Annotated in this window: 17 protein-coding genes; 5 read left to right on the forward strand and 12 right to left on the reverse strand. The window is 70.2% G+C overall.

Going from position 1 to position 21,433, the window contains the following annotated elements; translation table 11 throughout:
* Positions 1 to 312: 312 nt before the first annotated feature.
* The 3 genes from ACIPFH_RS21030 to ACIPFH_RS21040 form a co-directional block, all read right to left on the reverse strand.
* Positions 313 to 681, reverse strand: coding sequence for a YbjQ family protein (locus tag ACIPFH_RS21030; protein WP_401828347.1), 369 nt, complete (start codon positions 679 to 681; stop codon positions 313 to 315).
* Between the two features lie 309 nt (positions 682 to 990).
* Positions 991 to 1,842 carry an SGNH/GDSL hydrolase family protein gene (locus ACIPFH_RS21035; protein WP_401828348.1) on the reverse strand — a complete coding sequence of 284 codons (852 nt, stop codon included), beginning with the start codon at positions 1,840 to 1,842 and terminating at the stop codon, positions 991 to 993.
* A 556-nt stretch (positions 1,843 to 2,398) separates the two neighbouring features.
* Positions 2,399 to 3,547, reverse strand: a complete 1,149-nt coding sequence (locus ACIPFH_RS21040) for a serine hydrolase domain-containing protein (protein ID WP_401828350.1) — start codon at positions 3,545 to 3,547, stop codon at positions 2,399 to 2,401.
* 842 nt (positions 3,548 to 4,389) lie between these two features.
* On the opposite strand from ACIPFH_RS21040, the gene ACIPFH_RS21045 reads away from it, so the two are divergent.
* Positions 4,390 to 7,611, forward strand: coding sequence for an AfsR/SARP family transcriptional regulator (locus ACIPFH_RS21045; RefSeq protein WP_401828351.1), 3,222 nt, complete (start codon positions 4,390 to 4,392; stop codon positions 7,609 to 7,611).
* Between the two features lie 206 nt (positions 7,612 to 7,817).
* On the opposite strand, the gene ACIPFH_RS21050 is transcribed toward ACIPFH_RS21045, so the two are convergent.
* The 4 genes from ACIPFH_RS21050 to ACIPFH_RS21065 all read right to left on the reverse strand — a co-directional run bounded on the left by ACIPFH_RS21050 (position 7,818) and on the right by ACIPFH_RS21065 (position 12,069).
* Positions 7,818 to 8,651, reverse strand: coding sequence for an alpha/beta fold hydrolase (locus tag ACIPFH_RS21050; protein ID WP_401828353.1), 834 nt, complete (start codon positions 8,649 to 8,651; stop codon positions 7,818 to 7,820).
* 136 nt (positions 8,652 to 8,787) lie between these two features.
* Positions 8,788 to 9,627 carry an alpha/beta fold hydrolase gene (locus ACIPFH_RS21055; RefSeq protein ID WP_401828354.1) on the reverse strand — a complete coding sequence of 280 codons (840 nt, stop codon included), beginning with the start codon at positions 9,625 to 9,627 and terminating at the stop codon, positions 8,788 to 8,790.
* Between the two features lie 688 nt (positions 9,628 to 10,315).
* Entirely contained in the window at positions 10,316 to 10,897 is a 582-nt protein-coding gene (locus tag ACIPFH_RS21060; RefSeq protein ID WP_401828355.1) for a sigma-70 family RNA polymerase sigma factor, read from the reverse strand.
* Positions 10,898 to 11,181: 284 nt separating this feature from the next.
* Positions 11,182 to 12,069 (reverse strand): LacI family DNA-binding transcriptional regulator, encoded by an 888-nt coding sequence (locus ACIPFH_RS21065; protein WP_401828356.1) that lies wholly within the window; start codon positions 12,067 to 12,069, stop codon positions 11,182 to 11,184.
* Between ACIPFH_RS21065 and ACIPFH_RS21070 the strand changes: the two genes are divergently transcribed.
* Together ACIPFH_RS21070 and ACIPFH_RS21075 are read left to right on the forward strand one after the other, a co-directional pair.
* Entirely contained in the window at positions 12,049 to 12,225 is a 177-nt protein-coding gene (locus tag ACIPFH_RS21070) for a hypothetical protein (RefSeq protein WP_401828357.1), read from the forward strand. The genes ACIPFH_RS21065 and ACIPFH_RS21070 overlap by 21 nt on opposite strands.
* 163 nt (positions 12,226 to 12,388) lie before the next feature.
* Positions 12,389 to 12,832, forward strand: a complete 444-nt coding sequence (locus tag ACIPFH_RS21075; RefSeq protein WP_401828359.1) for a hypothetical protein — start codon at positions 12,389 to 12,391, stop codon at positions 12,830 to 12,832.
* A 266-nt stretch (positions 12,833 to 13,098) separates the two neighbouring features.
* Here the strand turns inward: ACIPFH_RS21075 and ACIPFH_RS21080 are convergent, their stop codons facing one another.
* The 5 genes from ACIPFH_RS21080 to ACIPFH_RS21100 form a co-directional block, all read right to left on the reverse strand.
* Positions 13,099 to 13,242: a hypothetical protein gene (locus ACIPFH_RS21080; RefSeq protein ID WP_401829257.1), complete on the reverse strand. Its 144-nt coding sequence runs from the start codon at positions 13,240 to 13,242 to the stop codon at positions 13,099 to 13,101.
* 206 nt (positions 13,243 to 13,448) lie between these two features.
* Positions 13,449 to 15,497, reverse strand: a complete 2,049-nt coding sequence (locus ACIPFH_RS21085) for a TerD family protein (protein ID WP_401828361.1) — start codon at positions 15,495 to 15,497, stop codon at positions 13,449 to 13,451.
* A gap of 618 nt (positions 15,498 to 16,115) precedes the next feature.
* Positions 16,116 to 16,352 carry a hypothetical protein gene (locus ACIPFH_RS21090; RefSeq protein WP_401828362.1) on the reverse strand — a complete coding sequence of 79 codons (237 nt, stop codon included), beginning with the start codon at positions 16,350 to 16,352 and terminating at the stop codon, positions 16,116 to 16,118.
* Positions 16,353 to 16,744: 392 nt separating this feature from the next.
* The gene (locus ACIPFH_RS21095) at positions 16,745 to 17,542 is read right to left on the reverse strand and encodes a hypothetical protein (protein WP_401828363.1); all 798 of its coding nucleotides are present in this window, start codon (positions 17,540 to 17,542) and stop codon (positions 16,745 to 16,747) included.
* Complete coding sequence (locus ACIPFH_RS21100) at positions 17,532 to 18,068, reverse strand: SigE family RNA polymerase sigma factor (RefSeq protein ID WP_401828364.1); 537 nt, start codon at positions 18,066 to 18,068, stop codon at positions 17,532 to 17,534. Before ACIPFH_RS21100 ends, ACIPFH_RS21095 begins: the two co-directional genes overlap by 11 nt.
* A gap of 263 nt (positions 18,069 to 18,331) precedes the next feature.
* On the opposite strand from ACIPFH_RS21100, the gene ACIPFH_RS21105 reads away from it, so the two are divergent.
* Both ACIPFH_RS21105 and ACIPFH_RS21110 read left to right on the forward strand, forming a co-directional pair.
* Entirely contained in the window at positions 18,332 to 19,420 is a 1,089-nt protein-coding gene (locus tag ACIPFH_RS21105; RefSeq protein ID WP_401828366.1) for a sigma factor-like helix-turn-helix DNA-binding protein, read from the forward strand.
* A complete protein-coding gene (locus tag ACIPFH_RS21110; RefSeq protein ID WP_401828367.1) occupies positions 19,417 to 21,261 on the forward strand; it encodes a transglycosylase domain-containing protein in 1,845 nt (614 codons plus the stop codon). Before ACIPFH_RS21105 ends, ACIPFH_RS21110 begins: the two co-directional genes overlap by 4 nt.
* The last annotated feature ends 172 nt before the right edge of the window (positions 21,262 to 21,433 follow it).

The raw sequence follows: 21,433 nt of genomic DNA on the forward strand, positions 1-21,433 counted from the left end.
CGTCAGACACCCCACACCCAACAAGGTGACAACGCCGTCCCGCACGCCCCCGGCAGTGAACCGGCGCCGCCAGCGGCAGGCTGAACGTGTCGGTGTACAGGTTTGCGCTCATGATCTCGCGCAGACCGTGCCTCGCCGGGCGCCTGATGTCCAGGGCGCGGTGGCGCCGCTCGGCCCACCGGGCGCCCGGCACCGGCGCCGCCTCGGCGGCGACCCTGTGGAGCACATGCGCCCCTCGCATCGGTGCTGACCGCTTGCCGCACCCGATGCTCGGGTGCGGCGCATCGTCGGCGCCCGAGGCCGAACGACGGGCTAGGCTGCCGGAGCGATGATGACAGCCGTTCCGTAGGCGCAGACCTCGGTGCCGGAGTCCTGAGCCGTCGTGACGTCGAAGCGCATGGCGAGTACCGCGTTCGCGCCGCGGGCACCGGCCGCCTCGACGAGGCGCTCCATCGCCTCGTTCCGGGTCTGTACCAGTGTCTTGGTCAGGCCCTTCAACTCGCCGCCGATCACCGACTTCAGTCCGGCGCCCAGCTGGGAGCCCAGATTGCGGGAACGCACCGTGAGGCCGAACACCTCTCCGATCACCTGCTTCACCTCGCGCCCCGGCACTTCATTGGTGGTCACGACCAGAACGTCCGAGCCCTGTGCCGGGCCTCCGGTGTAGTCGTCGATGGACATGGGATCCGCCTTAGAAGTAGGAAGAACAAAAAGAACCAAGCACCTGCCACAACGGTGCCGGCGTGGTGCGGGTTCATCTGACGCCAACGATTCTTTTCGGGATGCGTGGCCGGACAGTTCGCGGGACGCCGCCGTCTCGTCCTGGCCGACGACCGAAGTCAAATGGCCTTCGGTCAGCGGATGTTGCGGACATGTCTCGGTGCCGTATGAACACGACAGGTCTGCGGAACTGCCGGATCGACCTTGGCGGTGCCTCGCTCCGCCGGGGCGCCGTATTCGTGCGACCCGGCAGAACGGGGAGAACGGTGACTACTTGCCGAGCCTGTCGTACACCTCAAAGGCGAGCATCAGGTGTCCGATGGCGTTGGGGTGGGCGGAGCCGGGCGTCTGCGGCAGCAGCGGATTGATCCACTGCTTGGACGAGGGTCGGCACATGTCCTTGCCGCGGAACACGGAGGAAGTGTCGACGAACTCGGCCTGCTTGGTGTAGGCCGCCATCTCCAGTAGGAGGTTCAGCCGGTTCGTGGCCTGGTTGAGCCAGGTGACGTCGCCCTTGGCCAGGGGGACGGAGGAACCGCAGGCGCTTCCGTCGGTGGGGAACAGATTCGGGTACCCGACCACGACGACACGGGCCTGGGGGCTGCGCTGCTTGATGTCGGTGAGCATGTCGGGCACGCGTGTGCTCAGCTTCGCGAAGTCCGCGTCCAGGTTCTTGCCGCTGCGGAGCAGCTCGTCACGGCAGGGAGTGCCCTCCCTGGTCGACAATCCGGCCAGTACGCACGTGGTGAGCACGTCGGAGAAGCCGAGGTCGTTGCCGCCGAGCGTGACGGTCACCAGGTCGGTGTCTTTGGTGAGGGCATTGACCTGAGGCGCGGACGATCCCTGCTTGTTCCACAGCGACCGCGTGGTGGCGCCGCTGCAGGTGACGTCCTTGAACACGGCCGGCTTGTACGTCTCGGCGATCCACGACGGGTAACTGCCCGAGGAACGCTTGCACTCCGCGTCCGTCTGCGGGGACAGGCCCGTGCCTGCGGCGTAGGAGTCACCGAGGGCGACGTAATGCTTGACGGATCCCTGCCCGGAGGCGGTGGCCGCCTCGACCGGGCCGGAACCGGAGAACAACAGCGAGGCCGTGGCGGCGGTGAGGGCGGCGGTCGTCACCGTCCTTCTGTGGAGCGTGGAGATTTGACGGGAATGAGGCATTGGGTCTCCTTGGGATGGAAAGGAAGCGTGCAGGTCGTCGCCCTGCCGTTCGGTGCGCGGGCGTGCCTCTCGTCTCAACCGAATCGGCACAGACCCGGTTCACCGCCCGTAGTGCCTGGCCGTCCCGTAGGACGCTGGCGGGCGTTGTCACGTCGTTGGGCGTGGGGGTGTCTGACGGTGTGCCGGGGTGTGGTGGAGTCGGGTTCCGCCTGTGTGCTCACGGCATGGCGGGCAGGGCGGTGACTCCGCTGGTCTGCTCCCAGATGGCGAAGCGGACGATCATCTCGCCTCGGTGGCCGTATGCGGTCATCGGGTGGCGGCCTGGGTGCCGCGGAAGCCTGGTGCGAGAAGGAGGAGGAAGCGCTGGTCGCGCGCCGGGGCAGGCCCGCGGAGCCCTCCCGGTCCGGCCCAGGGCCCCTCGTGGGCGAATGCCGGCCCGCCCCCGGGGGCTGAGCTCCGCACGCGCTCTCCGCGCCCGTCGTCCCGGCGTGGACGGATCTCCGGCGGGTGGGTTTCAGTTCGCGGCGTCGAGAGCTTCGTAGACGTGCCTGAGGTAGCTGTGCGTGCGCTCCGAGCCCAGGATCCCGTCGCCCAGCCGGTTCATCGTGTACGCGAACGTGATGCGCCGATCGAGGTCCATCATGACCACCGAACCGCCTCGGCCGACCCAGAAGCAGATCGTTCCGGTGGGCATGTGCGGCATTGTCCTGGGGTCGGCGAGCGCATAGCCGATGCCCCAGCGCACGGGAACACCCAGGAACAGGTCGACTCCGTCGGCCTGTACGTCGAAGATCTTGTCCACCGTGTCCGGGGAGAGCAGCCGGAGGCCGTTCACCTCGCCGCGTCGTGAGATCACGGAGAGGGCACGGGCCATGCCCCGTGCGTTGCCGTGTCCGTTCACGGCTCCGAGTTCGGCGCGGCGCCATCGCGGGGTGTCGACGTTCTCGTCCCGGGCGGGGCTTCCGAACAGCGTCTTGGTGAAGATGGCCTCGGGATCGAGACCGGCCGGCACTTCGAAGGTCTGCGACGGCGGCACCAACGGGGCGATACGCGGCCAGTCGGCTTCCCGCGCGCCGATCTGGACGTCGGCTTCCAGCGGCCCCGCGATCTCGGTGTCGACGAACTCGGTCAGGGTACGGCCGCTGACCCGCCGGACGAGCTCGCCCACAAGCTGTCCCTGGGTCTGCACGTGGTAGCCCGAGGCGCTCCCCGGCTTCCACCAGGGCGTCTGTTCGGCCAGTCGGGCGCTCGCCGTCGGCCAGTCGTACAGGTCGTCCATGGTGAAGGGCTGCTGCCAGCCGGAGAGCCCCGAGGTGTGTGCCAGGACGTGCCGCACCTCGATGTCCTGCTTGCCCCGGGCGGCGAATTCGGGCCAGTAGTGCGCGACCGGGCGGTCGAGGTCCAGCGCTCCCCGGTCGACGAGAACGAGGGCCGCCAGACTGCTGAGGGTCTTGGTGGTCGACCACAGTCCGACCAACGTGTCCTGGTGCCACGGAACGGTCCGTGCCGTGTCGGCGTGCCCACCCCACATGTCGACTTCCATGACGCCGTCGACGTCGATGGCGATCGACGCCCCCAGCTCCTCCCCGGATTCGAGGTGCGCTGCCAGTGCTGCTCGGACCGGTTCGAACCGGGCCGTACTCGTTCCTTCGACGGTGACCATGACTTTCCCCACTGTGGACGACATTCGCTCGATCACTCAACGGGATGACAGGCACCCCGGTTCACGTCCGCGGCAGGTCAAAGGGCTGTTCCAGAGAAGATCCATCCGGCCGCCCGAGGACGGCGCCCTGCCCCGGGCCACAGGCTCGAACGCATCGGGAAAGCGACCGGCCAACGGTTCGACCAGCGGTTCTTCCGCTCCTTGCGGTGCTTCGCCCTCCCGGTGCAGTCCGTATGGTGGCGCCCTCAGCGGTCGACCAGGGTGGGCTCGTCCCCGGCCACCCGACGCAGGCCGTGCTCACGGACCGGGACGGGGTCCGCACCGGGCGGCAGCGGGATACGGGGGCAGACGATCCGTCGCGGCTGCCAGGGAGGGTACGGACGCTCCCGGGGCCGAGCCGCCGAACCGGACGAGGAAGCCGTCCCGCACCTGGCCGCCGGCCAGCGCACTCCCTCCCGGGCGGGTGGGGCCCGGTGGTCCGGTAGGCGCTGCGGCCGGCCGAGGAGGCGAGCCTTCCGCAGCGGCGGATCGCGCCGCCCGCAGAACCCTTACGCTGAGTGACGACCTGCTAGTGTCCCTCCTGGTGTGCGGGAAGCGGACGACGGGGTCCTCACCGCTCCAGAGCCACCTGAGCCGCCCCTCATCCCTGGACGAACAGGTCGTCGCGGCGGGGGGCGCGCGGACGTCCGGACGGGGCGGCGCCCTGCGTCCGTCATCGCGCTCATGGCGCAACCGTCAGGGCCCGGGCAGGTCTGCGGCCGGAGCGGGTCGCGCACTGCCGATGGGCCGTGCGTGTGCGGGTGGCAACGCAGTGGGGGTGTTGGGTGGGAACGGTGACGACCATGGGGCATGAGTTCGACTTCGAGTTGCTGGGTCCGCTGGTGGTACGGCGGGCGGGCACGGTGCTGGATCCGGGGCGGCGCAAGCAGCGGTTGCTGCTGATCCGGCTGCTGCTCGCCGACGGTCGGGCGGTCGCCCCCGAGACGCTGTGCGAGGAGCTGTGGTCGGAGCAGCCGGGGCGAGCACCGGGCGGGGCGATGGCCTCCCTGCACGCCCACGTCAGCAAGGTCCGCGCCGTCCTGGAACCCCGGCACCTGCGCACGCGGGGGACGTTCGGGGTGCTGGTCACCGAACCCGCCGGCTACGGGCTGCGCGTCCCGTCCGAGAGTCGGGACACCGTGCGCTTCGAGCGGGCCGTCGCCCAGGCGCACCGACTGCTGGACCAGGAGCGGCCCGAACGCGTTCTGCAGGAGGCCGAACGGGCCCTGGCGATGTGGCGCGGTGCCGCGCTCGCCGACGCCGCGCACCACCTGTTCGCCGCCCATGAAGCCGCCCGCCTGGAGGAACTGCGGCAGACCACCCGGGAGATCCGCACCACTGCCCTGCTCCTGGGCGGACGGATACCGCAAGCCGTGGCGTCGGCGCAGGAACTGACGGCGCAGCATCCGCTGCGGGAGACCGGCTGGGCCCTGCTGCTGCACGCCCTGTACCTGGCCGGCCGGCACCCCGAGGCACTGCAGCGCTACGCGGACCTGCGCCGGCACCTCGCCGACGAACTCGGTCTGGAACCCGGTCCCGGACTGCGGGCCCTGCACGAGGGCATCCTGCGCCACGACCTGCCGCCGCTGTCCCTGCCGGGCACGGCCAGGACGGCGGGCTCGGCGGCCGGCACCGCGCACAGCCGTGGCGCGAGCCGGGCGGCGGAGTCCGAGGCACTGGGGGATCGATCCGAGGCACTGGAGGAGGACACCGAAACCGCACCGGCCGGCACGCGTCCTGCCGCCGCGGCCCACGGTGCCACGTCCTGCGGGCCGGCCGTCGACGCGACGCCCGTCGGCACGACCGCCGGGGCATCCGCGGGCTCGGCTGATCCCTCCGGCGCGAGCGACGACCCTGCAGCGGGCGGCGCCGGTAGCGGATGGCCACGGGTGGCGCGCCCGGCGCAACTGCCGGGTGATCTGCCGGTGTTCGCGGGGCGGGCGGCCGAGGGCGCGTGGCTGTCCGCCGCGAGCGGTGCGCCCGGCCGGCCGGGACCGGCGGGTGCACCGGTCGTCGTCATCGGCGGCGCCCCTGGTGTCGGCAAGACCACCTTCGCCGTCCACCACGCCCACCGCATCGCGTCCTCCTTCCCCGACGGACAGCTCGTCGTCAATCTGTGCGGATACCACCCGCACGCACCCGCCGTGGAACCCGGCGACGCCCTGCACGGCTTCCTCACCGCTCTCGGCGTCCCCGCCCCGCGCATCCCCGAGGACACCACCGCCCGCAGCACGTTGTTCCGCAGCCTCCTGGCCGACCGACGCGTCCTGCTCGTCCTGGACAACGCCCGCGACGAGCAACAGGTCCGCCCCCTGCTGCCCGCGGGGACCGGCTGCTTCACCCTGGTCACCAGCCGCAACCAGCTTCCGGGCCTGATCACGACGGACGGGGCCAAGCCGCTGTCCCTCCCGCTGCCCTCACCGGCCGAGGCCCACGAGACACTGGCGCGGCGGCTGGGACCGGAGCGCCTGGCCGCCGAACCCGCCGCCACGGCCGACATCATCCGGTTGTGCGGACGGCTGCCCCTGGCACTCGCCGTGGTCGCCGCACGCGCCGAACTCGAACCCGCCTTCCCCCTGCACGCCATCGCCGACGACCTGCGCGATGCCCACGGCGGCCTGGACGCGTTCACCGGCTTCGACACCAGCACCGATGTCCGGGCCGTGTTCTCCTGGTCCTACCGGTCCCTGGACGAGTCCGCCGCCCGCCTCTTCCGCCTCCTGGCCGTGCACCCCGGACCCGACATCAGCGCCCCGGCCGCAGCCGGCCTCGCCGGACTGCCCCTGCCTCAGACACGCCGCCTGCTCGCCGGCCTGACCCGCTCCTGTCTCGTCGAACAGCCCCGGCCCGGCCGGTTCGCCCTGCACGACCTGCTGCGCGTCTACGCCGGTGAACTCACCCACACCCACGACGAGGCCGACGAACGCCACCGCGCCACCCTCCGGGTTCTGGACCACTGCATGTTCACGGCCTACGAAGCCAACCGGCTGTTCAAGCAGGACTCGCTGCCCGAACTCGACCTCGGCTCCCCGAGTCCGGGCGTCACCCCGGAGGATCTCACCACCGTGGAACAGGCGAACCGGTGGTTCACCGCCGAACACCGGGTACTGGTCGGCCTGCTGCACACCGCCGTCAGCCGGAAGCTGGACCACCACATCACCGGACTGGCCTGGTCGCTGAAGGAATACCTGAACCGCCAGGAGTACTGGCCGGAGGCCATCACCGCGCTGACCCCCGTCCTGGAAGTGGCCCGGCGCCGGGGCGACCGCCTGGAGGAAGGCCGCTGTCTGCGGCACATCGGCAGCATCCACGGCTACCTCGGCCACCAGGAACAGGCCCTGCACCACCTGCAGCGCGCCACCACGCTCTTCGAAGAACTCGACGTGGTCGCCGAACAGGCCCGCGCCCACTACGCCACGGCGTGTGCGCTCTACCTGTTCGGCCGCATCCCCGAGGCCGTGGCGTTCTCCGAGCGAGGACTCGCGCTGTCCCGGGCGACAGGGGACGAGCTGTGGACGGCCGAGTGCCTCGTCGAGCTCGGCTGGTTCCATTCCAACCTGGGGCATTTTGAGAAGGGCCTCGTGCACGGCGAGGAGGCCCTCGCCCTGTTCCAGCGCCTGGACGCCCCGTGGCAGCAGGCGCAGGGCTGGGACGTCCTGGGCTTCATCCTGCGGATGCTCGGCCGGTACGAGGAGTCGGTTGCCACCTACCGGCGGGCGATGGAGGCGTTCGGGGAACTGGGGGACCACAGGAACGCCGTCGGCGCGCTGATGCGGCTGGGCGACACCCGCCTGGCCATGGGCGACCGGGAGGCCGCCCGGGCCGACTGGGTCCGCGCGCTCGCCGACGCCGAACAGCGGGCGCTGTCCCGCAGCGCCCAGGAGGTCCGGGACCGGCTCGCCGCCCTCGACACCGAAGCGGACCCCGTTCCCATCGCGGCGGAGAGGGCCGTCGGCGGCCACAAGATGCCGACTCCGGCGAGTGGTGATCCTGCGCGCGAGGTCCCTTCCCCGGGGCGGGGTTAGCGGTTCCTCGGGCTGCGCCGAGTCGCCGGCCGGGCATTCCCGCCGGCGACCGACTCCGCCTTCTTCTCGTCTCCGGCGCGCACACCGGGCGGCATCGGCGGGCCCTTCCGGCGGCCCGGCCTCACTCTCACCGGAGAGGTGCGGGCTACGGCCACCGCCGGATCTGCCGCATCCGTCACCGGCGGGAAGCGACCGGCCGCCGCCCGTCACTTGGCCAGGAAGGCGAGCAGGGCGTCGGTGACCTCCTGGGCATGGGTCCACAGCAGGCCGTGCGGAGCGCCCTCGACGACGACGTACTCGGCCTGCGGGAGCGCCCGGTGGAACGGCTCGGCGGTGGCCTCGATCGGCAGGATGCGGTCGGCGGTGCCGTGCAGGATCAGCGTGGGTACGTCGATCTTGGGGAGGTCGGCGCGGAAGTCGGTGGTCCAGGTCGACACGCAGGCCAGGGACGCGTACCAGGAGGCGCCGGCGGCGACGTTCCAGCTGTTGCGGACGGCCTCCTCGCTGATCCGGGTGCCGAGGTTCTCGTCAAGGTTGTAGAAGTCCTGGTAGAACGCGGTGAAGTAGGCGTATCGGTCGGCGGTGACGGCCTGCTTGATGCCCTCGAAGATGCCGCCGTCCACGCCCTCGGGGTTGTCGTCGGTCTTGAGCAGGAACGGCTCCAGGGAGGCGAGGAAGGCGGCCTTGGCGATACGGGCGGAGCCGTAGGTGCCCAGGTAGCGGCCGACCTCGCCGGTGCCCATGGAGAAGCCGACCAGGACCGCGTCGTGCAGGTCCAGGGTCTCCAGGACGGTGTTCAGGTCGGCGGCGAAGGTGTCGTAGTCGTAGCCGGTGGTGGGCTGGCCGGAGCGGCCGAAGCCGCGCCGGTCGTAGGTGATGACGCGGTAGCCGGCCTCGAGCAGGGCGGCCGCCTGCTTCTCCCAGGAGTGGCCGTCCAGCGGGTAGCCGTGGATGAGCACGACCGGCTGCCCGGTGCCGTGGTCCTCGTAGTAGAGGTCGATGGAGGCGGAGTTCTCCTGGCCGACGGTGATAAACGGCATGGTGGTTGCTGCCTTTCGGTAAGTACGCACTGGTGGTGACAGAGGTGAGTGACGGTGACGGTGACGTCACGGGTCACGGGTCACGGGTGACGGGAGACGGCGGGACGGGGGCTGGGCGGGCTGCTGGTCACGCCGGTCAGCGAACCGTCCGGGCCGCCTTCTCCACGACGCTGGTCACGGCGTCGGGGCGCGAGACGGACACCGCGTGTGAGGCGTCGATCTCGGTCGTGTGCGCGTGCGCCCGGGCCGACATGAAGCGCTGGGCGGCCACGGGGATGTTCCGGTCCTCGGTGGTGACCAGCGACCAGGAGGGAATCGTCTTCCAGGCGGCCCGCGTGGACTTCTCCTCCAGCGCGGCGGCGGCGACCGGACGCTGCCCGGTGGCCATGAGCCGCGCCTTGTCCGCGGAGACGTCCGCGGCGAACTGCTGGTGGAACTTGTCCGGCTTGATGTAGACGTCGGCACCCTGGCTGCCGTCCGGCAGCGTGTAGTTCACCGGTTCGACGGCCTGGCCGAGGGTGCTGCCGGGGAACTTGTTCGTCAGCCCGAGCGAGCTCTCGCCGGAGTCGGGCAGGAACGCCGCGATGTAGACAAGCGCCTTGACCTTGTCCTCCAGTCCGGCGGCGGCCTGGCTGATGACGGTGCCGCCGTAGGAGTGACCGACCAGGACCACGGGACCGTCGATGTGCTCGACGACGCTGCGCAGGTAGGCGGCGTCGTTCGCCGGGCCGCGCAGCGGGTTGGCGGCGGCCACCACCGGGTAGCCGGCGCGCTGCAGTCGCTTGACGACGCCGTCCCAGCTCGCGGCGTCGGCGAACGCACCGTGCTCCAGCACGATCGTCGGCCGCTCCTGGTGGCGGGCCGCGGCTCCGGCCACACCGGGAAGGGTGACGGCCGTGACGGCCAGGCCGACGGCCGCGGTGACACCGATCAGGGTGAACCGACGGCCCGGAAGCGTCGGGCGGGTGATGTGCATCGTGAACGTCCTTTTTCTTGGGATGTCGGTCCTGGTGGGGGACTGACGAGGCGGGTGAGGTACACCGAGAACAAAATTCAGCAATTTAATTGCACGCAACTAAATGGCTTCGACCGTCAGGTCGCTTCGCGAGGGGAGGAGGGAGGTCGGGCCGCGTGTCGCGGTTGACGCCGGCCGACAGGACATCGCCCCGGCCCGGCGGCCGCGGTGACGGTGCCTTCTTCATGCCCTACGTTCGCAAGTCGGGTCCGGTTCATCCGTGTTCTCGGATCACGTTCCCTGACCAGCGATGCGCCGGGGCCGGTGGGACCTGGGTCCGGCGAGGGTGCCGCGGGCCGGGCGAGCGGGGCGTCCACGGCACCGCGGACGACGTCGGCGCAGGCGTCGACGGCGAGCGCCTGCGGGCGTGGTGGAGGCGGAAGGCGCCGCGGCCACTCCTGCCGGCGTACCTGGGCGGACGGATGCAGACGGATGACCGGAGTCGCCGGCTCCCGCCCGGTGCAGGTGCCGCGGGCGGGAGCGGGGAGCCGCCCGTGCACCGGGGGTGGGCGGCCCCGGTGCACGGCGTCGTTCCGGACGCGACGGGTCAGCGGATGTGCAGGATGTACAGCGATGTCACGAGCCGGTGGTGGTGTGGCGTTGGGGGTTCGGGCCGGTCTTCGACGGTCCGAGTTCTGGCCGCGTTGAGTTACTCGCGGAGTACGCCCCGTTCCGCCAGCGCTTTGCGCAGGGCTCGCATGGCATAGAAGGCGCGGCTTTTGACGGTGCCGGGTGGGATGCCGAGGTGTTCGGCGGCCTGGGCCACGCTGCATTCCAGGTAGTACATGAGCTGGATGACCGTCCGTTGCTGCTCGTTCAGTTCCCGGAGCGCTTCGAGTACGACGTGGGAGGTGAGGGTGGAGTCCATGCCGTCCCAGACGGCGTCCAGTTCCTCGGCGGGCATCAGTTCCAGGGGGCGGATCTGGCGGGCCCGGTGGTGGTCGACGGCGAGATTTTTGACCACGGTGAACAGCCATGGCCGGATGTGTTCCCCGCGGGGGCCCAGGAACCGGGCGTGTTTCCAGGCGCGGGCCGCCGTCTCCTGGAAGATGTCCTCCGCCTTGTGCCAGTCGCCGTCCAGCAGTCGTGCGGCGTACCGCAGGAGCAGGGGTCCGTACTGGTCGTAGAGGTTTTCGATGAAGGCGTCGCAGTGGGTGTCCGACGCGATGTGCCGGGCATGCACCCGGGCTGGAGCGAGGACGGCGATCCCCGCGTCCAAGGTCCCGTTCATAGGTGGCGCTCAATCCTGTTCAAGTGTTCTGTGGCGTGTCTCCCGCACGGGCGGGGGCATGGGCCGACACTGCTCGGATCGCCTTGACCAAACCTCGTCGTCTTCTTGTCGTGCCGGGCAGACCCTTCTTGTCGCCGTCCTTGTCGCATCGTCGAGGTACCCTCGCGCCCGGTGTATCGAGCCACTTCCCGGGCGGCTCCGGGAAGGGATCGGCGCGGATCCGGGAAGGGATCGGCCGGTCATGTCACACCGGCGTGCGGTCGGCCTCCCGCCGGTCGGAGGTGTCAGGGCTCCGCTGACCGGCGGGGAGGGAGCGAGGGCTCCCGGTGGTGGAGAGGCCCGCTACCCGACCGGTCGAGGCGAACCTCCGCTCCGGAGGCCGACTGTGGGCTGTAACGCGTCGGGGGTGTGCAGGGTTCACCGAGGACCCGTGCCCGGAGAAGCCGGAGAACTTTTCTACGGGCGTCCGACCTGACGGTGCCTCCTGCTTCGCTGGTCCACTCAGCGAGCGAGACCGGCCGATCACGGCCCCCGCTGGTCACAGGTGGGGGCCGCTTCGCGCTCTCATGACGCTTCGAATCGGCACCGGCCGCCCGGCCCGACGGCGCACCGACTACGTCATCCTGGACGGGCCACGGCTCAGCAACGACAGGCACTGGCCGCTCTTCCTGACTGCCTCGCCCGGGATAGCGCCCTGTCGCGGCCGGTCGAAAGAGCCACGTGGCGAAACCGGAGCGCCGCCAGTGAGCAGCCAACTTCCCCGATGCGGCGTTGCGGATGTACCCGAGATCACTGACGGCTTCCAGCACCTTCAGGCTGGTCGGCTCCGCCACAGCATCAGGGCGGTTGAGGACGTTGGAGACGGTGCCGGTCGATACGCCAGAGCGGCGCGCCACGTCGACTAGCTTCGCTCCAGGGCGGCTTACGGACCCGTTGGCGGTTCCATGGCCGCGGAAGACGTAGGCCAGTCCGTGGCACTCACAAGGCTTCGGTCTCGTCCGGGCGATGTGGCTGGCAAGCAGCGAGGCGAGGAAAATCGGATGCTGGGAGGTCTCCAGTCCTGTTGAAGGTGCTGGTTGGCAAGGGCGACACGCGTTGTATGAGGCGAAGGGGCAGACGACGTGGGCCAAGGTGCGGTGGCGATCGGGCACTTGGCCGATTACCGTCGGCACATCCCCGGCCGCAAGGAACTGCGCGTTGCTGTGCTGCTGCCCAGCGGGCCCACCGAGGACGTGAAGGATCTCCTGGGTGAGGAGTACGTGGAGTTGGTCTGGCAGACCGAAGACGGCGGTTTCGCCGGCTGGCCACTCGCCTACGACCAGCCGTAGCCGACTGGGGTGGGGCACGCGTGCCGCACGGCGAGTAGGTGGCAAGTGGTCCGGAGAATCGTGCGACTGGCGGGGACGGGGGCGCCACCTGGCGCGGAAGGCGCTGGGCAGCTCTTACACTCACAGCGACCTAGCTGAATCACCGTCAAAGGACGTAACTACCTTGCGTAAAGCACGAATAGCCACTGTCCTCAGTGGTATCGCCGCCGCGACCTTGCTCACGATCGGCAACGCCTCGGCCGTCATCTTCGATATCGACGAGGCCGGCACCACGCCGTTTGACGGGAGTGTTCCGTCCGCCATGGCGTGCGCCCATAACTCCGTGGGTAAGGCCTGCTTCCGCGAGGTCGGGGACTGGTTCGAGATCGTCGACGAGAAGAAGGACGGGCACGCGACCCTCGCTGCCTGGCGCCTCGTCTACCCCGAGAGCCAGGCGACCGTTCGGCAAGGAACCATCTGGAACACCGCTGGCTTCCAGACGTATCGATACAAGAACAAAGACTTCCACGAGGGATACATCCTCGAGCTGCGGCTCTGCGCCGGCGAGTGGCACAACAAGCATGTCATTGACAGCTCCTGCAGCGCATGGACGACAACCAAGGCCTGAAACCACCGGTCACCGCTTGCAGAACACCTCAGTTTCCCAAGCTGACCGTCTTCAACGCCGACGAACAACGGCGGACAAAAGCGAACGCCTACGGACCATCAGCGCAGGCGAGAGACACTCCAGCCCAAGCCAGCGCCCCACCGAAGTTGCTTCGGGACGAGGAGGTCGTGGGTTCAGATCCCGCCACCCCGACACAGGTCAGAGGCCCATTCGCTCGGTCGCGAATGGGCCTCTGTCGTGCGTACAGCAGCGGAGTACAGCAACCGCTATGACTCTTGCCGGCCGTCCTCGGCCGCCTGCTCTTCCTTCCGCTCGCGGTTGCCCTCCGGTGTCGTGACCCAGGCGTAGGCCGCGTAGCCGTTCCGGTAGGGGTAGGTCGATCCTTCCCCGTTGCCTCGCTTGCCGCTCACGCGGACCACCTCTCGGATTCGTCGGCGCAGTGGTTCACGTAGCCGTCCACCCAGGCCGAGAAATTGCGGCGATGGCGGCCGATCTTGACGGAACGTGTCACTCGTGCGCGCGCAACAGCTCTTCGATGTTGCGCGTGGCGATCTCCGTCGGCCGTCGATCACCGCGGCCACATGCTGCTTGAGGCAGCCGAACCGATCGCCGAGTCTCAGCCCGTCGTCGCCTCTTCCTTGGAAGGTGCCCGGCGAGGTGTCGCGCCGTCCAAATGGACCACGACACTGGTGTAGAAGCGGTGCACCGCGTCGTCGACGCTGCGGATGAAGCCTGACTCGGCGTTCCCGCGACTGCTTCCCATGCCCTTCAGGAGAGACAGGCGGAAGCCGACGATCTGGGTGCCGGGCTCCTTGGGCAACATGTCGGCCGGCTCGGGGCGGAGGCGTTCGAGCGTTCCCCGTGGGCCGCCGGCATCCCCTTCGATGAGGGTTTCGATGTGGAGATCTGCCGGCGCCTCGGCCAAGCGCCGGACGAGCCGCTTCGCCCACGACAGCGGGTAGCCCTGCTCGGGCGCCGGGATCTCGATGGCGGTGCGGAGCTTGCCTGTACGCAGGTCTGCGCTGATCGCCAGGACGCCGGGCGTTCCCTCGATGCGCAGCTCCGATTGGAGTTTCCCGTCGAGACAGAGCTGATCCGCGAGGCGGCTGCGGAGTGCTTTCGGATCGGTTCCGCGCTTGGTGCGGTGGACGGGCAGTACTTTCTGTCCCAGTTCGCCGCCCAGCCGTAGGCAGACCTGACGGATGAGGCGCTCCCAGCTCTCGACGACCTCCAGCGCGCGCAAGTCTCCCTGGCACAGGGTTTCGTCGTCGATTCCGTTGCGTACCGGCACCCAGGCCGGGCCCATGTTCTGGAAGCCGTGGCAGCCGGAGTTCTCGTGCTGCAAGTAATGCAGGAGTTCATGGAGGAGCCAGGCGTGCGCGGCATTGCTGACGCCCTCGTGCCTGATCAACATCTGTGCTTGATGGGCGACTTCCGCCCATGACAGGTGCCAGAGCGCTACTTTGTGTTTGCGTCTTCCGTCGATCTTGACCTCGACGAGCGGGCTGCCCTCCAGCGCAACATCATTCGACAGCGTGATCACGGCCTCGTAGCCACGGCGCGCGGCGATGTCCATGTACGCCTGTACCTGATCGGCCTTGAGGGCGCTGCCATTGGTCTTCGTCTCGACGAGTGCCGTCCACAGCTTGCCGGCCCGTTCGACCCGGATCACTCCATCGGGGCGTCGCGGAGTGTCGCCGTGCGGCAGGGTGACCTCGGTGAAGGTCTCCATGCGACCGGCCGGCGCTCCGAACGCGGCGGTGAGTCTCCTGCCGAATTCGGGTACCTGGGCCATCACGGACAGCAGGACCGAGGTCGCGCGCGTTTCACGCTCCCGGTCGCTCTTGAGCGCCGAGGCCGGGAAGAGTCTTGCGTCTTTCCACGACTCATTCTCCGCCAGCGTCTTCCTGGCCGCCTTGGGCAGGGTGACCTTCTTCTTCGCCGTACGAGGCCGTGCGGCCGACTTCCTCGGCTGGGCCTCGCCTCCAGGTTGCCGAGGGGAGGGGACCGCCCCCAGCGTCCCTTGCCGCTTCGGTTCGTTGGCGTTGGCTGACGCCATTGCCGTCGTGTCCGCCTGATCGTCGATGGCGGCCCCATCCGGCACCTCCTCGGCCGCCGCATCGTCGTCCATGTCGACCCCGAAGTCCGTGGCCAGACCGGCGAGGCCCGCGTCGTAGCCCTGGCCGACGGCGCGGAACTTCCACTCCTCCTCGCGCCTGTACAGCTCGCCGAAGATGATCGCGCTCACCGAGTCGGCGTCGTCGATGGCGAAGCGGAGGATTTCCTCACCTCCCCCGTCCGCCAACGCCAGCTTGACGCCCTCCAGTTCTCCGAAGCGAGCGCCTTCGTAACGGCTGGCGGCCAGGACGATGCGGTCGACTTCGGAGGGCACCGCGGTCAAGTCGAAGCTGATCCGGTCCTCGTTGCCGTCCGCCGTCGGCGTCTTGCCCAGGAGCTGCACGCTCCCGTCCGTGGCAACCGGGTTGTTGTAGAAGTAGAAGTCGGCGTCACTGCGGACTTTGCCGTTCGCGTCCAACAAGAGGACGGACACATCGGCATCCCCTTCGCCGGTCGAGCTCCTCCAGCCCAGACTGACGATCACCGAACCGACGTTCTCGCTCAAGGCTGCGAGAGAGACATTCGACCCCTTGACCATTTCACGCATAAAACCCCCCAGAACAATGCAAGTTGGGCATGAGAACACCCCCGCCCCAGCCGCCTGATGCTCAGCACTATGTGACGAGCTGCACACAGATGACTGTAGTGCCCATGAAGCTCATCTGTAGGAGTCGCGCAGAATCTGTGTAGCGTTCGTGGAAAGGTCCTTGAAGTAGCCACCCTGCTCAGCCCTGGCAACGGCGAAGACCCCCGGACGAGTCCAGGGGTCTGAAGCGAAACGCCGCTCGCGATCAGTCGTACTCGCGCGACAACTCTTCGATCTTGCAGCAACCTCAACGACTGCAGCTGCCCCTCAGCGCGACGATCGAATCGCGAGTGCTTCCCACTTCTCGTCAGCGGCGAGCCGGTCCCGGTCCCGGTCCTTCGCATTGCTGCGGGAGCGATCGCCGGACGGGGATATGCGGAGGCCGGGGCGGGTCGGCATCCGGTTCGTCCCTGGACGGCTGGCCGGCCTGGCCCTGAGGTGAGGTACCGGGCACGGTTCGACGGCGTTGCGCTTCGTCTTGTCCCGCGCCATGGCTCACTCGACCGCCCGCGGTTCGGGTGCGACGCGGCGAAGCGCGTCATCCGTGCGCCGGGGCCGCCGTAGGTCGGTCGGGGCTGGTCAGACGGGGATCCAGTCAGGCCATTGTGGTGGGACGTTACTCGCGGGGCAGAGGCCGGAGTCGCCGGGGTAGCCGTCCAGCGTCCCGCGGGTCGCGAAGAGCCACCAGGCCAGCCCCACCGTCGCGACGACCATCAGCAACGTCGGCAGTGAGACGCGGACCGCCGTCGGCGCGCGAAGCACCAGGCGGCGGCCGATGGCCCGCGCCATGAGACCGACGAGTGTTTCGGTTCCCACGACCAGGGGGAGCAGGACGTTCAGTTCGAAGCGTCCGCCGGCGTCGTAACGCGTCGCAGTACGCGCGCGACCAGACCGTCAGCGACCAGGCGGCGCAGCCCAGAGCGGCTCCGAACAATGCGGAACCCGCCCAGGGGAGACAGGAGTTGGATCTCGGCTTGGCTGTGTGCACGACATGACACGACATCGCACACACCGTTCGTGGTTCCGCACTGGGCGGGCGGGTGCGTGTCCGACTGCGTGACCACGGCGACAGGCAGCGGCAGACCGCCACGCACCTCTCCCTGACGGGGCGCCGGATTCGTGCCAAAGCGGTGATCGCCGGCCCGGCGGGGATCGCCGGCCCGGCGGGGATCGCCGGCCCGACCCGCCGTGCGGCCGCCGGCCCAGCCCTAACCCACCGCGTCCCCGACGGGCACCGAGGCGCGGTCGGGGGGCAGGACGTGTGTCTCGCCGGACGGGGACGCTGTGGCGCTGGGTGCCAGGGCGCCGGGTGCCGAGGTGGTGGCCGAGGTGGTCGGCGAGGTGGTGGGCGTCGGCGCCGGGCCGGTCGTCACCGAGATGCCGGCGCCGAGGCGGACGCGGGCGTAGAACCACTGGGCGTCCTCGGCGCCGAGGGCGATCACGCCGCCTCTGACGTCGTAGTCCCCCCGGGCCTCGATGTCCTGGGGGAAGGTGCCGACGTAGAGCGGGCCGCCCTCCCCGTCGCGCAGCTCGACCACGTACGCGACGTTCACCACGGTGCGGCCTTTGGAGGGCACCTGGACGGCCAGCGCTATCCGGACCGGCTTCGCGACCACCGTCATCGGGGTCGTGCTCGTGGGCCCGGGCCGGAGGTCGAGAGTCGAGAGGACCGGCATCACCCGGCCGCCGAACGTGAGGTCACTTCCGGGCAGGTCGAGCGTGCCGGAGACGGGTAGCGGGGTGGCCGCCGACGGCGGGGCGGAACCCGAAGGCGCCGCGGCGGAGGTTCCGCGCCCGGCCGGGTGGTCCGGGTCCTCGCCGAGATGCAGGGTCAGGGCGAAGCCCAGCAGCGCGAGGGCCGCGGTCCCCGCACCCAGGGTCGCGGCGGCACGGCGGCGGCGCCTGCGGTACATGGCCCGGGCACGGGTCGCGGGTCCGCCGACGATCGGAGCGGTCGCCCGGGCGGCGGCCAACTCACGTAGCGCGGCGGAAAGTTCATCGGACACGGCGGCTCTCCTTCCGGACCGGCCCGTCGGTCTCGTCGACGCGCCCGTCGGCCTCGTCCCCCGCGAGACGCTTCGCCAGTTCCGCCCGCCCCCGGGACAGCCTCGCCTTGACCGTCCCCACGGGCGCGCCGGTCTCGGAGGCTACCTGCTCCACACTCAGGTCGCACAAATGGTGCAGTACGATCGCCATCCGCTGAGCCTGGGGCAGTTCACGCAGGGCGGCCACGAGCGCGGTGCGCTCAGGGCCCGGTCCCGGGGTGGATTCGGGCGGCGGAGTGCGCCGTACGAGTTCCAGCCAGCGCCTCGCACGCCGCCAGCGGCTCACCGCCAGCCGCATGGCCACCGTGCGGATCCACGCCTCGGGAGCGCTGTCCGACAGGAAACGCTGTCGCCGGTCCCAGGCCCGTACGAACGCTTCCTGAACGACGTCCTGGGCTTCGCCGTGGTCTCCGGTGAAGGCGTAGAGCTGTCCGGTGAGCCGGGGGAACGCGGTCGCGTAGAAAGCGTCGAACTCGTCCTCGGTCATGCCCCCACCGGAATCTCTGCCCTTTCCTTGCAACCTGACCACCTCCGCCGTGCGTACAGGTCGCGTAGGTCGCGTAGGTCGCACCCAGCGAAACGCAACCCCACCGGGAAGACGGCGCACACGGCTTTCAGGCTCCCTCTCTCCCAACGGCGTCGGCTCGCTGCCCGCTCAACCTACTTGCACGACCGAACGGTTGCCCGACCAGGACGGACGGCCCCATGCGTCCGGCCACGACCGAGTTCCCGAGCCGAAGGACCGCCCACGTGCCACCGACCCCCGACGTACTCCCCGTGATCCCCGTCCTCCCCGTCCTCCCCGCCGGACACGACTTCGCCACGTACGCCCGGACGCACTGGTCCCGGCTGGTCGTGACCGCTCGGCTGCTCACCGACGACCCCGGGGCCGCGGAGGAACTGGCGCGGAGAACGCTGGTGCGGATGTGCGCGCGGTGGCGACGCGTTCCGCGCAACGACGTGGATTTCCATGTGCGGCGCTGTCTGGTACGCAACCACCTGCGCCGGCTGCGGGGACGGCGGGCCGCGCGCCGACGGGCCGTTGTGGTGCTGCGGGTCTGGGAGGGGCTGGCGGACGCGGAGATCGCCCAGTTGCTGGGTTGCTCGGTGGGGGCGGTGCGGGCCCGTGCCAGACGCGGTCTGAAGGAGGCCGGCACCGACCCCGGGCAGCTGCGCGAGGTGTTCGCCCGTGCCGCCCGGGACATCGTCCGGTCCGAGGTGCCGCTGGCCGACCTCCAGGCCGGGGGCCGCATCCGGCGACGTCGCCGCCTTGCCGTGGCCTCGGCCGCCTGTGCGGCGCTGCTCACACCCGCCGGCCTCCTCGCCGCCGACCGTCTCGGGGGTGGCGGTGCGCAGGACGGGACGTCCGGAGCCCTGCCGGGGGACGACAGTCGTGGGGCCACGAGCCCGATCCGGGTCGTGGCGCCGGGCGAGCGGGTGACCGCCGGGGCGGGGGTACGGATGTGGCTGACCGCCGATGGTGGGCACTGGTCGGTGCCCCTCCCCGGGGACGACAGCGACCGCCCGCTCGACGAACCGGGCGTCTCCCTCCGGGTGGACAGCGTGACCGGCGGGTTCTTCCTGTCGGGCCTCTTCCACGGCCTGAGCGGCGAGCCGGGCCGCGTCGAGGTGCGAACCGGTGACGGCGGCAGGACCACCGCGAAGGTCCTCGTCCTGGCGGGCAGTCCGGGGTGGGGCATCTGGTACGCGAGCACGCCACTGCCCAGCAAGAACGTGCAGGCGCTCCTCTCCGTGGGCGGGGACGATCGGGTCGTCACGGTGTACGACGCCTCGGGCAGGGTCGCCGCGCGGTCGGACCGCGAGTGGTGGCGGATATGAACGTGATCGAGAACGAGAACGAGAACGGGGACGAGAACGGGGACGGGGACGGGAGCAGGAAAGGGAACGGGGGCCGGGGCGGGGACAGGAACGGCGACGGGCCGGAATGGCTGCCGCGACCGGCGCGCACGGCACGCCGTCCCAGGAAGGGGATGCTGTCGGAGCGCCGGCACCGCGAGCGCGCGCCGCTGCGGATCCGTTTGCGGCGCAACCGGGGCCGGCGGCTTCGCCGGCTGTTGTACGCCTTCCTCGCGCTGCTCGCGACGCTGTGTGCGGCGGCCGTCGTGGCGTACCACCTGACGTCCATTCCGAAGCCGCACCCCGAGACCGTCACCCAGAGCACCGTGTTCCTCGACTCGGGCGGCGCCTATCTGGGCCGGCGCGGACCGGTCGACCGGCAGGACGTCCCGTTGTCCGCGGTCCCCCGGCATGTGCAGGACGCGGTGATCGCCGCGGAGAACCGCTCCTTCCGTACGGACAGCGGGGTCTCGCCGCGGGCCATCGCGCGGGCCATGCTGGCGACGCTGACGGGCGGCGACCCGCAGGGCGGCTCCACCATCACCCAGCAGTACGTGAAGAACGCGCTGCTGAGCCCGGAACACTCGTTGGCCCGCAAGGCGCGTGAGGCGCTCATCGCGATCAAGCTGGACCGCACCCGCACCAAGGACGAGATCCTCGAGGGCTATCTCGACACCGTGTACTTCGGTCGGGGTGCCGCCGGGATCCAGTCCGCCGCGCGCAACTACTTCGGCGTGGACGCGAAGAGCCTGACGGTCGCGCAGGGCGCCGCGCTGGCGTCCATCCTCAACATCCCCTCGTACTACGAGAAGGCGGGCTCCGATCCGAAGGTGACGGCGAAGCTGGAGAACCGCTGGGAGTGGGTGCTCGACGCGATGGCCGCGAGCGGGAGCATCACGGCGAAGCAGCGGGCCGCGGCGCGTTTCCCGGCGTTCCGGTTCTATCCGCCGGGCGAGACCGAGGGGCAGCGGCAGTACCTGATCGACGTCGCCTCGAAGGAGGCAGCCGACCGGCTCGGCATCACCGAGGACCGACTCGCGAGCGGCGGCTACAGCGTCACGACCACCTTCGACCTGGCGCTGCAGGACAACGCCACACAACGGGTACAGGAGCATCCTGGGGCCAAGGGCGTGCGGGTGCACACCGCCGTCGTCGGCATGGTGCCCGGCGACGGAGCGGTGCGGCTGCTGTACGGGGGCTCGGACTATGCGCGGCAGTCGTTCAACGACGCGGTGAGCGGGGCGGTGGAGGCGGGGACGGCCCTGGAACCGTTCAGCGAGGTGGGGGACGCGGGCGCACCGTTGAGCAAGCTGCTGAAGACGGCGGCGCCGACACCGCTGGACCTGGCATCGGCGTACGCGACGGTGGCGGCGGACGGCAGGTACGCCACCCCGTACACCGTCGCCCGCATCACACGGGAGGGCCGCACCGTCTACCGGGCGCGGCCCGCCGTGCGGCAGGTCCTGAACGAGAAGGAGGCGCTGATGGCGGGCATGCGATCGGGGGCCGGACCGACACCCGTCGCCGTCGACGTCGCAGCGGGCTCGGCGGAGGCGAAGGCTTTCGCCGTCGCCGGGGCGGGTGGCGGGATCACCCGGCGGACCGTGTGGGCCACCGGGTACGACGGCCGACTCGCCCTGACGGTCGCGCTGTTCGCCGACCGGGCAGGCGGCAGAAAGGGCACGACGGTGCCCGCGCAGCTGCCGAACGAGCCGTCGCCGACGGAGTTCGCACGCAGGGTGGCGGCGGGGATCTGGGACGCTGCCACGAAGGACGGGTCGAAGGGCGACGCGGAGAGCCAAAGGGAGAACGCGGCGAACTGACCTGGAGAGCGGTGGCGCGCGGCGCATGGGCGGTGAAGCCGCCGTCGGCGGGACCGGGCATCTGTGCGCCGTCCGTTCGGCCGGCACGCGGAGTAGGCTGGGACGACCGAGGATTTTCCGCGCACCGGCTTTCACGCTCGTGTCGTTTTCGGCGATTCACTATGCCGGGCCG

It is taken from the genome of Streptomyces sp. NPDC088157, from assembly GCF_044741545.1.
In the GTDB taxonomy this organism is placed as follows: Bacteria; Actinomycetota; Actinomycetes; order Streptomycetales; family Streptomycetaceae; genus Streptomyces.

Excerpts from the sequence above, each read along its gene's own strand:
- ACIPFH_RS21040 (WP_401828350.1), bottom strand. The coding sequence starts at position 3,547 with ATGGTCACCGTCGAAGGAACGAGTACGGCCCGGTTCGAACCGGTCCGA.
- ACIPFH_RS21045 (WP_401828351.1), top strand. The coding sequence starts at position 4,390 with ATGGGGCATGAGTTCGACTTCGAGTTGCTGGGTCCGCTGGTGGTACGG.
- ACIPFH_RS21060 (WP_401828355.1), bottom strand. The coding sequence starts at position 10,897 with ATGAACGGGACCTTGGACGCGGGGATCGCCGTCCTCGCTCCAGCCCGG.
- ACIPFH_RS21055 (WP_401828354.1), bottom strand. The coding sequence starts at position 9,627 with ATGCACATCACCCGCCCGACGCTTCCGGGCCGTCGGTTCACCCTGATC.
- ACIPFH_RS21085 (WP_401828361.1), bottom strand. The coding sequence starts at position 15,497 with ATGCGTGAAATGGTCAAGGGGTCGAATGTCTCTCTCGCAGCCTTGAGC.
- ACIPFH_RS21110 (WP_401828367.1), top strand. The coding sequence starts at position 19,417 with ATGAACGTGATCGAGAACGAGAACGAGAACGGGGACGAGAACGGGGAC.
- ACIPFH_RS21100 (WP_401828364.1), bottom strand. The coding sequence starts at position 18,068 with ATGACCGAGGACGAGTTCGACGCTTTCTACGCGACCGCGTTCCCCCGG.
- ACIPFH_RS21050 (WP_401828353.1), bottom strand. The coding sequence starts at position 8,651 with ATGCCGTTTATCACCGTCGGCCAGGAGAACTCCGCCTCCATCGACCTC.
- ACIPFH_RS21030 (WP_401828347.1), bottom strand. The coding sequence starts at position 681 with ATGTCCATCGACGACTACACCGGAGGCCCGGCACAGGGCTCGGACGTT.